16 protein-coding genes are annotated in these 15,229 nt (G+C 33.8%); 8 read left to right on the forward strand and 8 right to left on the reverse strand.

The genetic code is table 11. The features are described 5' to 3' along the window. Positions 1 to 33 precede the first annotated feature (33 nt). From R2Q59_RS02985 to R2Q59_RS03005, 5 genes are all read left to right on the forward strand, one after another. Positions 34 to 684 (forward strand): ABC transporter ATP-binding protein, encoded by a 651-nt coding sequence (locus R2Q59_RS02985; RefSeq protein WP_316765567.1) that lies wholly within the window; start codon positions 34 to 36, stop codon positions 682 to 684. A gap of 85 nt (positions 685 to 769) precedes the next feature. After that, positions 770 to 1,258, forward strand: a complete 489-nt coding sequence (locus tag R2Q59_RS02990) for a hypothetical protein (protein WP_316783545.1) — start codon at positions 770 to 772, stop codon at positions 1,256 to 1,258. Further along, a complete protein-coding gene (locus R2Q59_RS02995) occupies positions 1,258 to 1,866 on the forward strand; it encodes an HAD hydrolase-like protein (RefSeq protein ID WP_316765569.1) in 609 nt (202 codons plus the stop codon). Before R2Q59_RS02990 ends, R2Q59_RS02995 begins: the two co-directional genes overlap by 1 nt. Positions 1,867 to 1,904: 38 nt before the next feature. Further along, positions 1,905 to 3,491, forward strand: coding sequence for a S41 family peptidase (locus tag R2Q59_RS03000; protein ID WP_316783547.1), 1,587 nt, complete (start codon positions 1,905 to 1,907; stop codon positions 3,489 to 3,491). Between the two features lie 134 nt (positions 3,492 to 3,625). After that, the gene (locus tag R2Q59_RS03005; RefSeq protein ID WP_316765573.1) at positions 3,626 to 3,892 is read left to right on the forward strand and encodes a hypothetical protein; all 267 of its coding nucleotides are present in this window, start codon (positions 3,626 to 3,628) and stop codon (positions 3,890 to 3,892) included. Between the two features lie 35 nt (positions 3,893 to 3,927). Here R2Q59_RS03005 and R2Q59_RS03010 read toward each other — a convergent pair whose 3' ends face one another. The 4 genes from R2Q59_RS03010 to R2Q59_RS03025 form a co-directional block, all read right to left on the reverse strand. Continuing rightward, positions 3,928 to 4,875: a M28 family peptidase gene (locus R2Q59_RS03010; RefSeq protein WP_316783549.1), complete on the reverse strand. Its 948-nt coding sequence runs from the start codon at positions 4,873 to 4,875 to the stop codon at positions 3,928 to 3,930. A gap of 500 nt (positions 4,876 to 5,375) precedes the next feature. Next, on the reverse strand, positions 5,376 to 6,161 hold the full coding sequence (locus tag R2Q59_RS03015; protein ID WP_316783551.1) for a PhzF family phenazine biosynthesis protein: 786 nt from the start codon (positions 6,159 to 6,161) through the stop codon (positions 5,376 to 5,378). Between the two features lie 193 nt (positions 6,162 to 6,354). Beyond that, positions 6,355 to 7,803, reverse strand: coding sequence for a glyceraldehyde-3-phosphate dehydrogenase (locus tag R2Q59_RS03020; protein ID WP_316765578.1), 1,449 nt, complete (start codon positions 7,801 to 7,803; stop codon positions 6,355 to 6,357). 139 nt (positions 7,804 to 7,942) lie between these two features. After that, positions 7,943 to 8,803 carry an RNA polymerase sigma factor RpoD/SigA gene (locus R2Q59_RS03025; RefSeq protein ID WP_055130013.1) on the reverse strand — a complete coding sequence of 287 codons (861 nt, stop codon included), beginning with the start codon at positions 8,801 to 8,803 and terminating at the stop codon, positions 7,943 to 7,945. Positions 8,804 to 9,166: 363 nt separating this feature from the next. Here R2Q59_RS03025 and R2Q59_RS03030 point away from each other — a divergent pair, with 363 nt between their 5' ends. From R2Q59_RS03030 to R2Q59_RS03040, 3 genes are read left to right on the forward strand one after another with little or no spacing between them, the layout of a single operon-like run. After that, positions 9,167 to 9,781 (forward strand): hypothetical protein, encoded by a 615-nt coding sequence (locus tag R2Q59_RS03030; protein WP_316783556.1) that lies wholly within the window; start codon positions 9,167 to 9,169, stop codon positions 9,779 to 9,781. Positions 9,782 to 9,785: 4 nt separating this feature from the next. Beyond that, positions 9,786 to 10,586, forward strand: a complete 801-nt coding sequence (locus R2Q59_RS03035) for a DUF2975 domain-containing protein (RefSeq protein WP_316783558.1) — start codon at positions 9,786 to 9,788, stop codon at positions 10,584 to 10,586. Positions 10,587 to 10,624: 38 nt separating this feature from the next. After that, complete coding sequence (locus tag R2Q59_RS03040) at positions 10,625 to 10,837, forward strand: helix-turn-helix domain-containing protein (protein WP_131552808.1); 213 nt, start codon at positions 10,625 to 10,627, stop codon at positions 10,835 to 10,837. 66 nt (positions 10,838 to 10,903) lie between these two features. On the opposite strand, the gene R2Q59_RS03045 is transcribed toward R2Q59_RS03040, so the two are convergent. The 4 genes from R2Q59_RS03045 to lpdA form a co-directional block, all read right to left on the reverse strand. Further along, positions 10,904 to 11,494: a hypothetical protein gene (locus R2Q59_RS03045; protein WP_316783561.1), complete on the reverse strand. Its 591-nt coding sequence runs from the start codon at positions 11,492 to 11,494 to the stop codon at positions 10,904 to 10,906. Next, the gene (locus tag R2Q59_RS03050) at positions 11,472 to 12,272 is read right to left on the reverse strand and encodes a metallophosphoesterase family protein (RefSeq protein WP_316765586.1); all 801 of its coding nucleotides are present in this window, start codon (positions 12,270 to 12,272) and stop codon (positions 11,472 to 11,474) included. The genes R2Q59_RS03045 and R2Q59_RS03050 overlap by 23 nt, the downstream gene beginning before the upstream one ends. A gap of 252 nt (positions 12,273 to 12,524) precedes the next feature. Then, positions 12,525 to 13,364 (reverse strand): MBL fold metallo-hydrolase, encoded by an 840-nt coding sequence (locus R2Q59_RS03055; RefSeq protein WP_316783563.1) that lies wholly within the window; start codon positions 13,362 to 13,364, stop codon positions 12,525 to 12,527. Between the two features lie 164 nt (positions 13,365 to 13,528). Then, positions 13,529 to 14,917, reverse strand: a complete 1,389-nt coding sequence (lpdA, locus tag R2Q59_RS03060) for a dihydrolipoyl dehydrogenase (RefSeq protein WP_316783565.1) — start codon at positions 14,915 to 14,917, stop codon at positions 13,529 to 13,531. Positions 14,918 to 15,229: the final 312 nt, after the last annotated feature.

Below are 15,229 nucleotides of genomic sequence, written 5' to 3' on the forward strand. Positions count from 1 at the left end.
TAGCCATTAACCAATTTTTCTTAACTTTACCAAATGCTAAAAGCCACGGGAATTAAAAAAGCTTACGGGAGTTTACCTATTTTAAAAGGGGTAGATATAGAAGTTGCCAAAGGAGAAATAGTAAGTATTGTGGGTGCATCTGGAGCTGGTAAAAGTACTTTGCTGCATATATTAGGTAGTTTAGATAAACCAGATGACGGCGTAGTAGAGTTAAAAGGAACAAAAGTAAATAAACTTTCTGGAGACTTATTGAGTGTGTTCAGGAATCAAAATATTGGGTTTATCTTTCAATTCCATCATTTATTGCCAGAGTTTACAGCCCTTGAAAATATTTGCATTCCGGCATTTATTGCGAAAAAGAGTAAAAAGGAAGCTGAGATAAGAGCCTTTGAATTGTTAGATTTATTAGGCTTAAGAGAAAGGGCAGACCATAAACCCAATCAACTTTCTGGTGGCGAGCAGCAAAGGATTGCTGTTGCAAGGGCATTAATTAACAATCCTGCAATTATTTTGGCCGATGAACCTTCTGGTAACCTTGATTCGGCTAACGCCAAGGCATTACATCAATTATTTGTTAACCTACGGGATAATTTTAAACAAACATTTGTTATAGTAACCCATAATGAAGATTTAGCTACAATAAGCGATAGGGTAGTAACAATGAAAGATGGTTTGGTTGTTTAAATGTTCATTAGTTCATTTGTTTCATTAGTTCATTGGTATCACTAGTTCATTGGTGTCATTAGTTCATTCCAACAATTATTTAAATTTGAAAATATTAATTACTGGCGGAAATTCATCAACCGCGTTAAAGCTGCTAAAAGCTTTTAAAGCCTATAACGTTATCCTAGCAGACTATGGCGATGTGCCTTCTTTCTCATCAACAAATTATCATTTCAAAACACTCGGTGTAAAAAATGAAGATACCATAGCTCATACATTGTTAAATAACTGCTTGGATGAAGGTATAGATGTTATTCTACCTCTCCATAATTTTGAAATTGAAGCAGTAGCAAAAGCTGAGATTTTATTTAATGAGTTTAACATTGAAGTATTGTTGCCAAAGGCAGATGATTTGGGTCGGTATTTAAATGGCCATAAAGCAAATGATTGGGCTGTTTTTAAAAATGGTGAGGTTGTTTTTATAACTAATGCTGATGAATCAATTATCGCTAATGGCAACGCCGAACAGCTAAATGGCGTATTCTATTTTAATCACGAAGATGAAAATCTAGTTTGTAATTTAATTACTGTTTAATGGCCTTTGAAGAATATATTAAAAACAAAAAAGCAATTGTTTTAGGTTTAGATAATGTGCTCTATCCAGAAAAAGATTACTTATTACAAGTGTATTATCTGTTTTCTGAATTTATGGCTTACTCAGAACAACTTGATGCTACCAAAATAATTGAATTTATGCAGGCGGAGTTTGCAGCTAATGGGAGTGAAGGGATCTTTGAAAAAACAGCTACAAAGTTCAATATTCCTGCTAAGTATAAGGCTAATTTTGATTTATTGCATCAAAATGCAAGGCTACCATTAAAGTTGTTATTGTTTCAGCAGATGCTTTCTTTTTTACAAGAAATTGTGGTGGAAAGAAAGGCTATTTTTTTGTTGGTTGATGGAGACCCATTACAACAAATCAATAAGATAAAACAAACAGAATGGCACGGTTTAGAAAAATATTTAAAAGTATATTTTACAGAAGAGTTTGCACCTAAACCATCTTCAAAAAGTATCGATTTTATCTTGAAAGAGAATAAAGTTGAGTTAAATGACATTTTAATTCTAGGCGTATCAGAGTTAGATAGGGTTTTCGCAGCTAAAATTGGCGTGGAATTTCTATCAGTTGCAAAACTATTGTGATTTTTTTTCCGTTAATTAGTATTCTATAAAACATACCAATGAAAATAAACAAAATATTTGCCTTATTGGCGATTGTAATATTTACACTTGCTGCTTGTAAAAAGACAAAAGTGTCGCCTACTCCAACACCACCTGTTGTTGTTCCCCCAGTAGTTACGGCAACTAGAGCCGAGTTATCTAAAGATTCTATCTTTTTATATGCGAAGCAGATTTATTTATGGAACGATAAATTGCCTACTTATGAGGTTTTTAATCCAAGGAAATACACCTCAAATTCAACTGAGCTAAGTAACTACGAGCAAGAATTATTTGAGATCACAAAGTATTCTAATCCATATGAATATAAAACAGGAGGCACTTCTTCTAAATATTCTTACATTTTTGATAAAGCAAATAAAAATGCCACTGCAAGTTTAAAAACAACTGCATCGGTAGATTTGGAAGGGAATGGAAATGATTTAGGGATTAGGTTTGGCTTTTATGGAACCGATGCAAGTTTTACGACTTATGTAACCGCTGTTTATCAGAATTCTCCAGCTGAAAAAGCGGGATTGGTTCGAGGTAATCTAATTACAAAAATTAATGGCGTAACAGTTGGGTCTAATTTTTCTACCAACCTAAATTTTTTAAATACCGCATTAGCCGGAACAACCATTTCCCTTGAAGGCTTAAAAAATGATGGTACAAGTTTCTCTGTAACGTTATTAAAAAGTTTGTTTAAAAGCAGTCCAATTTATAAAACCAAAATTTTAACTGCTGGTTCAAAAAAAGTGGGTTATTTAGCTTATGCTAGGTTTTCTAATGCCGAAAACTCTATTGCAGAGTTAGAGGCTGCATTTACTTCTTTTGTTGCTGGTGGAGTTACAGACTTAATTATAGATTTAAGGTACAACGGCGGTGGTTATGTGAGTACTGCACAACATTTGATCAATTTAATAGCACCATCTACCGCAACTGGAACAATGTTTACCGAATATTACAATGCAACAATGCAAGGTGGAAGTGCGACAATTTTAGCTAATCAGCCCTTATTAGACGAAAATGATAAACTTCAGTATAGAAATGGTAAGATAATAACTTATGCGGATGTAGATTATTCTATTGCTGGAAATACAGAAATTTTTGCTAAAAAAGGTTCATTAACAAATGTTAAAAATGTGATATTCATAGTTTCAGGCAGCACGGCTTCAGCAAGCGAGCTGGTTATTAATAGCTTAAAACCTCATATGACTGTTCAATTAGTGGGCTTAACAACCTACGGTAAGCCAGTAGGTTTCTTTCCTATAACCATAGAAAATAAGTACGATGTTTATTATTCGTTATTTGAAACAAAAAATTCATTAGGACAAGGAGGTTATTATGATGGTCTTGTTCCTGATCTTGCAAATAGAGCTCCAGAAGTTCCTTCAGGTACAATAATGTACGATTTTGGAAACCCTAATGATAATTATTTGAAAATAGCTTTGGGCTTAATTGCACCAGGAGTAACTGTTACTAGCCAAGCTAGAACTATGACTGCTAAGCAAAAAGAGTTGGCCAGTCCTTCATCTGCTGTAATTAATACAGATCTTAGCGATCATGAGTTTAAAGGTATGATAGATACCAAACATAAAATTAAACAATAATCTAAAGGCCGCAATTAGCGGCCTTCTTATTTATAATTAACATTTATTTTACAAATTTTTGAGAAAACAAGTATTGGCATTTTTGTTGTATTAACAGAAAACAATTAACTTGTTTAAACAAAATAAGAATGATCATGAACGCCGAATTAATAGAAAAAGAAACCATAGATGTTACTCAAATAATACCTGCCGAAACAAACCTTTCAGAAGAAGCAATTACAAGGTTAGCCTCTGCCCAAAGACTGGGTAATGAATTTAAAGCGAAAGCAACAATTACCTTTAATACAAAAGAAGGCGCAAAGAAAGTTTACACAACAGTTTGGGCAGTTACAGAAAAATATATACAGTTAAAAAACAATATTCACATTCCTATAAAATGTGTTATTGATATAGAATACTAATAAAAAAAGAAAAGCCTCAATTGAGGCTTTTCTTTTTACTGTTTCTTCATCTGCAAGTTTTCCTTAAAGATGGCTTGAATATCTCTTTGTTTATCAATACTTACAATCACTTCTTGTATTGCATTGGCTGCATCTATAAAAAATGTTTTGTTAATGTTTTTAAATTCATCTGTTGCTTTGTGGTAATCCTTATGGTCTTCAACGCCGAAATAAATGAAAGGAATATTCTTGGCATTAAAAGCACCTTGATCACTCTGGTTTGTCCAATCATCACTTCCTAATTTCGGGTCGTCATGCCCTAATAACATTTTTAAATTTGGATTTGTAGTAACCAAATACTTTTTTAATTGAGGGTATTTAAAAGTTCCCGCTGCATATAATTCTTGCTTGTCATTATGGCTTATCATATCCATATTAATGTTAAGCATAATTTTTTCTAAAGCTACCGGAGGATTTGCAACAAATGCTTTTGCACCTTGTAAACCCATCTCTTCTCCATCAAAAATGGCGAAAATTAAGGTGTTATTTGGTTTATTCTTCGAGAAGTATTTAGCAAACTGTAATAAGCCCGCAACGCCCGAAGCATTATCATCAGCGCCATTAAAAACCTCGTTATTTTTAACACCAACGTGGTCGTAATGGGCAGAAATAACAATTATATTATCAGTTTTGCCTGGTATGTATGCTATAAGATTTTTGCCTTGTATGGCTGCTGCCCCATTTCTTCCTTTAATTTCAAAAGCCTGTTCATAGCTTGCTTGACCAGGGTATGGTTTTAATCCAATCTCAACTAATCTGCCTGTCAAGTAGGTTCTAGCTAATTCAGCACCTTTTGTGCCTGTTTTACGACCTTCGTAAGCATCTGAAGAGAGTGTTTCTACATCTTTTAATAATTGCTCGCTAGTTTTTGTGGTATCTGGAGTAGTTTTTACTGTGCCACAGCTCATTAATAACGCTAATGGAATCAGAAATAATTTATTCATTTGATAGGATTTTGTTTCTGAAATAAAGGTAGATATATTGTTAGATATTCGGCAATTAACCAATGTAAAAACTTAATGGCTTTTTTTGAAAAGCAAATTTCTGTTATAAATTAATGTTTGTCTGGCTTTTTGTTACAATCTTTTGCGTTTCGACTACGCTACCGATATAAAATCGGTACAAGTCAACGTTGGCAAAAGGATTTTCGCTTCAATCCAGTTTAGGAAGCAAGGCTTGTGCAACTATGTAGGTTTTGCTCCCAGCAACCTTGCTATGAAAAACAAAACTGAGTTAATTAAACCTGACAGAAGTGAAAATCCTTTGTCACCCTGAGCGTAGTCGAAGTGTAAAAAGGATTGAAACGTATGGCAGGACTACAGAAGCTAAATGCGCTGACACTGTTTTTCTAAATGTTATTTTTAATATAAAGACTTATAACTTGGTTAATTGCTTCTGATTTAATAAATGAGATTCTTCATTCCTCAGAATGACAATAACTTAGTTAAATATAAATTTCTCCTTTTAGATAGGTTACCGCTTTGCCAGTCATTAGAACTCTATCTCCTTTAAGTTCGCACCACAATTCGCCTCTTCTTGCCGAAACCTGATAAGCGTGTAATTCGTTTTTTCCTAGTTTTTGTGCCCAGTAAGGGATGAGGTTGCAATGTGCAGAACCTGTAACTGGGTCTTCGTTAATCCCTGCAGCAGGAATAAAAAATCTTGATACAAAATCGCTATTGTTGCCTTTTGCCGTTGCAATTACACCCATCTGACTTATTTTTGCCAAAGCTGTAAAATCTGGCTTTAACGCTAAAACATCGGCTTCGGTTTCATAAACCAACATATAATCTCTAGAATTTAAAACTTCAATAGGTGGTTTTCCTCCAATTGCTTCTAATAAACCATTGGGCATTTCACAAATATGAGGTACTCTTGAAGGGAAATTTAAAGTGTATATATCTTCTTTTTTTGTAACGGTTAAGGTGCCAGCTTTTAAGGTGTGGAAATGAATTGTATCCTTTGAATAGCCTAGTTCGGTAAAAAGAATATGGGCTGTTGCTAAGGTTGCGTGACCACATAAATCAATCTCTAGTTCTGGTGTAAACCAGCGTAATTCGAAGTTTTCTCCTTGAGGAATGAAAAAGGCAGTTTCCGCTAAATTGTTTTCTGATGCTATTTTTTGCATTTCTGGAGCAGATAACCACTCTTTTAATGGGACGATTGCTGCAGGATTACCTCCAAAAAGTTGGTCGGTAAAGGCATCGGCTTGATAAATAGGAAGTTTCATAAGGCTTATTTATCTAGTAAAAGTATACCTTGTTAGGGAGATTAGGAAATAGAAAATAGAAAATAGGGAATGGGGAATTGAAAATAGGGAATAGAAAATAGGGAATTTGAAAAGTTAGAAAAGAGGAAGTAGATGGAGTAAAACCAAAGTGACTTACTTATTCCCATTCCCTTTTCCCTATTTCCCCACCTAATTAATAATAAGTTAACCTTACCACACCAGCTAATTTTTTAGCCAAGCGAATTACTTGTCTGGTATAACCATATTCATTGTCATACCAAGCATATAAAATTACTGATTTATTGTCTTGAGCAATGATTGTTGCTGGTCCATCAATTATTGAAGCGTGACTATTGCCAATTAAATCGCTGCTTACCAATTCATTTGAGATTGAATATTCTAATTGCTCAGATAAATCGCCAAATAAGGATGCTTCTTTTAAAACTGCTGCAACTTCTTCTTTTGAAGTCACTTTATCTAATGATAAATTTAAAATAGCTAATGAAACATTTGGTGTAGGTACGCGAACGGCATTACCAGTTAATTTACCTGCCAAATGAGGAATTACCTTTGCTACCGCTTTATCTGCACCAGTTTCGGTAATTACTAAGTTTAGTGCTGCCGAGCGACCTCTCCTGTATTTTTTATGGTAGTTATCTAATAAGTTTTGGTCGTTGGTATAAGAGTGAACGGTTTCTATATGTCCTTTTTCTATGCCAAAAGTAGAATCTATCACCTTTAAAACTGGTATGATTGCATTGGTTGTACAAGAAGCGTTAGAGAAAATAGTTTCTGTATTATAATCAAAATCCGCATCGTTAATGCCCGTAACTATATTCGGGATATCACCCTTAGCTGGAGCAGTTAATAAAACCTTACTAATCCCGCTTGCGCTTAAATGCCTACTTAAACCTTCTCTATCTCTAAAAACACCAGTATTATCTATTAACAAAGCATCTTCAATTCCGTATGCACTATAATCTGCATCCTCTGGATTTTTAGCCACAATGATGTAAATGGTTTGTCCATTAATAATCAATGCTTTGTTCTCAAAATCTTCTACAATTGTGCCATTAAAAGGCCCGTGTATAGAGTCTGTTCTTAAAAGCTCGGCTCTTTTTATCAGTTCCTCATCGCTATAGGTTCTGGTCACAATTGCTCTTAAACGAAGTTGTTCGCCTTTGCCTGCTTGTACAATCAGTTCGCGAGCTGCAATTCTCCCTATACGGCCAAAGCCATATAAAACTACATCTTTGGGCTTAAGACTAATTTTGTCCTTACCGATGTGTTTGCCCAATTTGCTGATAATGAAATTGTGCATTGAAGAATGTGTATTACTTTCATCAAGCCATTCGGCTGCCAATCTGCCCACATCTATGCGAGAAGGTGCAAGGCTACATTTTGCAATGGTAGCAGCGAGTTCTAGCGTTTCGTAAATGGAAATGTCTTTTCCGCTTACTTCTTTAGCATATTGGTGATGTGCTAATATTTCACTACTACCTACATCGAATAAGGGTTTACGAAAAAGAACAAGTTCGATAGAACGATCGAACCATAATTGTCCGACTACGCTGATGAGCTCAAGCGCTTTTTTTTCTTTTTCAATCCAGTTTTGAAACTCTGATTGATAATTGTTTAACATACAAGAAAATTAATTTGGTTAGAATTGGCACAAAAGTAAAAAAGATCGGGTGAGTACCCAATCTTTTTTACTTTATTTCGATATAAAAATGTGCCGTAACGTGTGTTAAATGCACACTAAGTAACTTGTTATTTAATGATTATCCTAGATAAGATTTCAGGATTTTACTACGTGAGGTATGACGTAAACGTTGTAATGCTTTGTCTTTAATTTGACGAACACGTTCACGAGTTAAGTTAAATTTCTCACCGATTTCTTCAAGAGATAATGGGTGATTAGTACTTAAGCCAAAGAACAAAACGATGATTTCTCTTTCACGTTCCGTTAAAGTAGATAATGAACGTTTAATCTCTTCAGAAAGAGATTCGTTAATTAAGTTACTATCTGTGTTTGGCTCGTGGTTTTCAAGTACATCTAACAAAGTATTTTCTTCACCCTGTACAAATGGAGCATCCATAGATACGTGACGACCAGAGTTGCTTAAAGTGTCAGAAATTTTATCAACAGTTGTTTCTAAAATATCTGCCAATTCTTCTGGAGATGGTTCACGCTCGTATTCTTGCTCTAATTTTGAGAAAGCTTTACTGATTTTACTTAATGAACCAACTTGATTTAATGGTAAACGTACAATACGGCTTTGCTCTGCAATTGCTTGCAAAATTGACTGACGAATCCACCAAACTGCATAAGAAATGAATTTAAAACCTTTAGTTTCATCAAAACGTTTAGCAGCCTTGATTAAGCCTAGGTTACCTTCATTAATTAAATCGCCTAATGTTAGACCTTGATTTTGGTACTGTTTAGCAACAGATACAACGAAACGTAAGTTGGTTTTAGTTAAGCGTTCTAAAGCTGCTTGGTCGCCTTCACGTATTTTGCGGGCTAATATTACTTCTTCTTCTGCGGTAATTAAATCTACTTTTCCAATCTCGTGTAAGTATTTGTCTAATGATTGACTTTCGCGATTGGTGATGGATTGGGTAATTTTGAGTTGTCTCATTTATGTGTTTTAGTACTCCAAATAATTCGGTTTGCAAAAATATGTATTTCTTAACAAAACTGACAGATAAAATGCTGTAAATCTTGTGCTTTATGTCACATTTTTTAACAAATACTTAACAGCAAAAACCATTCCAAACTCAATTTGCGATAAGTTGTCAGATTTTATTGATTTAAGTAGTTTATTTATTGTAATTCAATAATTATATTTTGATTATTAATATTATTTGTTTTATGTTTGTGATGTAAATTAATTATTTACTTGTAAATATTATAGGTTTAGCTGACAATTTGAATTGGCTTAATAGATTGAATATCGTTCAAAATTTACAAGTTTATTTGAGATAATATAAATCAGTTAAATATGAGAAAAGGACCATCACTTAAACAAATTAAACGTATTCCATTATTGATTTTTGCGCTCATAATTGCATATTTTTTTATAAACCTCCTTTTATGCTATAGGACAGTTGACAAGCATGTGTTAATTAATGCAAGACTTAAGTATGGTGTAGGAAAAACGTATTCTAAAGTAAATATTAATGGGAATGATTTTGTAACTGGATATGATGGTGAGGTTAGATGGAAGATAAATAATCTCAGCGAAGCGTTATTGATTAACTTATGCAATGATAAAGCAATTATTAGTTTTTATGATTTGTTCTTTATGTTGATAATAAACACCATATTATTTTTTACCATTAAGAAAATGAAGGAAGACACCATTTACTCCAATGAAACCATTAATGGTGTTAAACAAATGATTTTTTTACTCGTTTTATATCCTGCTATAATGACCGTAGTAAATTTATCAATATCCCGATGGATTCTCGAACAAATTACAGATAATAAATTGACTTTACCAATAAAGTACTTCAGCTATGCGAACGTGTTGTTAAGTATATTCCTAGTACAATTAATTCCTCTGTTTATAAAAAAGGGCCAAAGCTTACAACAAGAAAATGAATTAACGATATAATTATATGAAACAAGTAAAGTACTTTTTCTTAGCAAGAATGATAAAACTCTTTCTACAGTTTGGGTTTTTAGGTTCTTTAATCGGGATATCAATTAACATCCTAATTTTTATAATTAACGACAAGCCTTCTTATAAAATAGGTGCATTTAAGTTTGGGGATGAAATACCTGGATATTCTTTAAAGGCAGCCTTAGACTTAAGTATTCCTGATACTATTTCTAATTATAAAAATGGAACAGTGAACACTTATAAATATAATAGATATGTTTATGATAAAGATTTTAGTAAAGATTCATTAAATGAACAAACAGCAAATAAATTCATAACATTTGGGAGTAGTCCTGACATTAAAGTAGAGAATAGAATTATTGCTAATAATGTTCTTGTTAGAGTTAGATCAAATCATAATTTTCATAATTTCTTTTGGTTAATTTCATCCCAAATGGATTTGATTTTTACAGCTTTGTTTTGCCTATTATTCATAAAATTAACTAATAGATATATGGATAAGGATATTTTTGAAGCTCGAAGTTTTAAACTGGTTTCTTTTTTGGGTTTTTTACTTATTATACGTGAGGTAATTGCTTTTATGATAAGCTTCATTAATTCGGAAATTATATCTGCTGCAAGTTTAAGTACCACATCAACTATTAGTGAAAAGACGTATAATTATATTGGTTTGAATTTAAATTTTTCTGTTGAGGTAGATTATGGGAACATAGGTGTTGGAATAATTGTAATTTTACTTGCTCAAGTTTTAAAACAGGCAATTTTATTAAAACAAGAACAGGCTTTAACAATTTAAGTTTAAACTTTGTCTCACATCTCAATATTCACATCTCAATGCCCATCATCGTAAATCTTGATGTAATGCTCGCCAAGCGGAAAATGTCACTTACTGAATTGAGTGACAGGGTAGGAATTACAATGTCAAATTTATCCATCCTTAAAACAGGAAAAGCAAAAGCAGTAAGGTTAGAGACATTAGAAGCTATTTGTAGAGCTTTAGATTGTCAGCCTGGTGATATCTTAGAATTTAGGGTGTTGGCTATTTAGCGAAGAGGCTTATGGTCGATGGCTCATAGACCATGGACTATTAACGTCCATAGTCCATCAACATATCTAAAAATACATCTTTACACCATAGCCTAATTTAAATATCTCATAGAATGGAGTGCTTGTTCTGTTTTGGAACCAACTTATGGCGTATAAATCATTTGTATTGGCTTCAGCATAAAGACTTATAGCTTTAATTTTTGATGTTGGGTTGGTAAACATTTTAAGTTCAGAGCCAGCACCTAGATGTAAACGTAAAGCTGATGACCAAAAATAATACCCTTCTCGATATTTGGGTTTCTCAAATTTAAAATCGAAGTTTTGCCCTAATGTATATGAGGGAAATATAACCGGATTGAAAGGATGAATGATAAATTTATCATTTAACTTAATGGTGAACGGCTTATATTGAAATTTCACAGCGAAAATTGTTAGTTCTCCTCCCAAGCTTTCGGGCACATAGCCAATATGAAAACTTAAGGCTGTTTTTTCCTTAAAAAAATGATATCCGGCACCTGCGCTTAAAAAACCAATACTTCCAGCGTATTGAAAATTGGTCTCATCAGGTTTTAATCGCTCTAAAAAGGACTTTTGGGCAAGTAATTGAGTAGAAGTAAGTAATAAGATAAGAAAGCTAAAAATTGATTTCTTGAGCATTAATTTGACCATTTTTTATTTCTACAATTGTGTAAGCTCTTTTAACAATGGCATTTGTAATGATAAATGGTATGCCAGTCCCATTTTTATAATAAGTTTCTAGTTTGCCATGTCTATGAGAATGAATAGAAGCAATTAATCCTGGGGTTTGGTTAAATAGATCTTGATAAGGGTTAACCAATTTTGGGTCAAAATCTCCATCTGTGGGAGGGACGTGAGAAAATGCAACAAGATTTGTAATGCCTGCATCCAACTTTAAGTTAGCATTTAGCCAAGTCATATTTGGCGTCGAGCCATTAAAGTTGTACTCTCTTCCATTTGTATCGTGGCAAATAAATTTAATGCCAGCATAATTGAAAGTAAAATTTAATGGGCCAAACATTCTTTCGTAAACTGCTCTGCCATTGGCCACTAAATCATGGTTGCCGATAACACTTATAAATGGAACTTTTAAACCATCATAAATTTTAAAAATGCCATCAAACTCTAATAACAATCCAAAGTCAGAGATATCACCATTTAAAATAACAAAGTCGATGTCATTTCTGGCATTAATTTGATCAACAAATAATTGAGATTCCTGATAGCTCCTTTGTGTGTCTCCAGATACGGCGATCCTAATTATAGACCCTGCAGGTTTTTGCGGCAACAAGGCGATTTCTTTTGAATTTACAGCAGTAGCTGTACTTCTGTTAAAAACTTGGTTTGGACTATATTCGTCGGAATTGCAACTGAACAAAAAACATCCAATAAGAAGAAAGAGTAAAATTTTAGCCATTATTTATTAAACGCTTTTCTTGAAAAAAAGTTTAGCTTACAATGTTTTTTAAATGTCAGATAATATAAGATTCGCTGATGGATAACAAGGTTTAAAGACTCTTTCGCCGTCGGTATAGGCTAGGTATACCGTCGGTTCCCCGTCGAAACAGGCTTTTCGACGGTCAATCGACATAGGACTGACGGTGATGCGACGGTCAAATCGTAATATTTATACTTATAAAATATTGATCTATAAATCGTTATATATTTATTAAATATTCGAAAGAGAAAAAGTATCCTTTAATTTAATTCCCTTTTCAGTTTGTTGTACAGTGCAACATTCGTTTATTGGATCGTGCTCTAGATACAAAATGTACTCATTTGCAGCTGCCTCTTCTAAAATATCCTTCTTCTCTTTTAAAGTTTGCAATGGGAACATATCATAAGCCATTACATAAGGCAAAGGAATATGACCAACAGAAGGAAGTAGGTCGGCCATATAAAGTATGGTTTTATCCTTATAGTTAAGTTGAGGTAACATCATTGCATCGGTATGCCCATACGCAAAGCGGATTTTAATGTCCTCGTGAAAAACAACACCGTTTTGCGAAGGGATAAATCTTAATTGGCCACTTTCTTGAATTGGAAGAATGTTCTCTTTTAAAAATGAAGCTTTCTCCCTTGCATTTGGGTTTACTGCCCAATCCCAATGCTGTTGGTTGGTCCAATAAATAGCATTTTTAAACGCAGGGCGAAGTTGGTCGCCATACCTTTCAATTGAACCGCCACAGTGATCGAAATGTAAATGTGTTAAGAAAACATCTGTTATCTGGTCTCTATGAAAACCGTGTGAAGCTAAAGATTTATCCAAAGTATCATCGCCATGCAAATAATAATGACTGAAAAATTTTTCATCTTGTTTGTTTCCTAAGCCATTGTCCACAATTATTAACCTACTTCCATCTTCAATCAATAAACAACGCATGGCCCATGAACATAAATTATTTGCATCTGCTGGATTGCTTTTTTGCCAAATAGACTTTGGGACAACGCCAAACATGGCACCTCCATCTAATTTAAAAAAACCGGTGTTTATGGTGTAGAGTTTCATAATATTTAAGAGGTAAGATGTGAAATGGAAGATGTATTTCTGTAAAAATAAAATGTTTGTGAATAGGTAACAAATAAAAAACCTGTTAGTTGAGCTAACAGGTTTTTAATATTAATTAAATGGTAAGGTTATGAATCCATTTTCCATCTTACCTTTTCCATTTTTTACAAGTGTATCACTTCTCCGTAAGCATCAGCTGCTGCCTCCATGATGGCTTCACTCATGGTAGGGTGAGGGTGAACAGATTTAATCATTTCGTGACCAGTTGTTTCTAATTTACGAGCAACAACAATTTCAGCAATCATTTCTGTAACATTAGCGCCAATCATGTGTGCGCCTAATAATTCTCCATATTTAGCATCAAAAATTAGTTTTACAAAACCATCTTTTGCACCTGCAGCACTTGCTTTACCTGAAGCTGAGAATGGGAATTTTCCGATTTTTAATTCATAGCCAGCTGCTTTAGCTGCTTTTTCAGTGTAACCAACAGAAGCAATTTCTGGTGTGCAATACGTACAGCCAGGAATATTGTTGTAATCTAAAGGCTCAACGTGTTGACCAGCAATTTTTTCAACGCAAATAATACCTTCTGCAGATGCTACGTGAGCTAAAGATTGACCACCTACAACATCGCCAATTGCATAATATCCTTTTACCGAAGTATTATAAAACTCGTCAGTAACGATTTTGCCTTTTTCTGTTTTAATGCCTGTTTCTTCTAAGCCGATATTCTCTATGTTGGCAACTACGCCTGCGGCAGAAAGAACGATATCACATTCTATAGTTTGCATACCCGAAGCCGTTTTAACCTGAACTTTGCATCCAGCACCGCTAGTATCAACAGATTCTACGCTAGAAGAAGTCATGATTTCGATGCCGGTTTTCTTTAAGCTACGTAATAATTGCTTAGAAACATCTTCATCTTCAACAGGAACAACGTTTTCCATAAACTCAACAATAGTTACTTTAGTACCCATTGTTGCATAGAAATAGGCAAACTCAACACCAATAGCTCCAGAACCAACTACAACCATAGATTTAGGTTGCTCAGGTAATACCATTGCTTGGCGATAGCCGATGATTTTTTTGCCGTCTTGTTTTAGGTTAGGCAACTCTCTAGAACGAGCACCTGTAGCGATAACTATATTTTTTGCTGTTAACTCTTTTTGAGTTCCGTCAGCAGCTTTAATTTCAACTTTGTTGCCTGGTTTAACTTTACCAGTTCCCATTATAACGTCAATCTTGTTTTTCTTCATCAAGAATTGAACACCTTTGCTCATGCCGTCAGCAACACCACGACTACGTTTAATTACGGCTGCAAAATCTGCCGTTGCTTCAGGTGCATTAATACCATAATCAGCAGCATGGTTAATGTATTCGAATACTTGTGCACTCTTCAATAAAGCTTTGGTTGGTATACATCCCCAGTTAAGGCAAATTCCGCCTAAAGATTCACGCTCAACAATTGCGGTTTTTAAACCCAATTGTGAAGCTCTTATTGCAGTTACATATCCACCTGGACCGCTGCCGATAACAATTAAATCGTAGTTCATCTGTTAATTTTTTGTTTTTTAAGTTGTCAGATGGAGCCTTTGATAGTTAAAATAATTAGGAGCTGTTAGCTTAATAATTATTTTAACCATGTCGGGTTCATATCTTTTTTAAAGGAATCTAAATAAATAATGTGTCAAAATTAAAAAAAATGTTGGTTAAAATATGTTTATGATTACACATAGTGTGCTTTTGACAAAATAAAGGTTTTTTGCGTCATATTTTTGTCTGTAATTCCTAAAAACACTTAAAATATAAAGCTATTGATAAACTGTTAGTTACATAATTTAACCAATATGTTAAGTGTTAATAAG

Source organism: Pedobacter frigiditerrae (genome assembly GCF_032678705.1).
In the GTDB taxonomy this organism is placed as follows: domain Bacteria; phylum Bacteroidota; class Bacteroidia; order Sphingobacteriales; family Sphingobacteriaceae; genus Pedobacter; species Pedobacter frigiditerrae_A.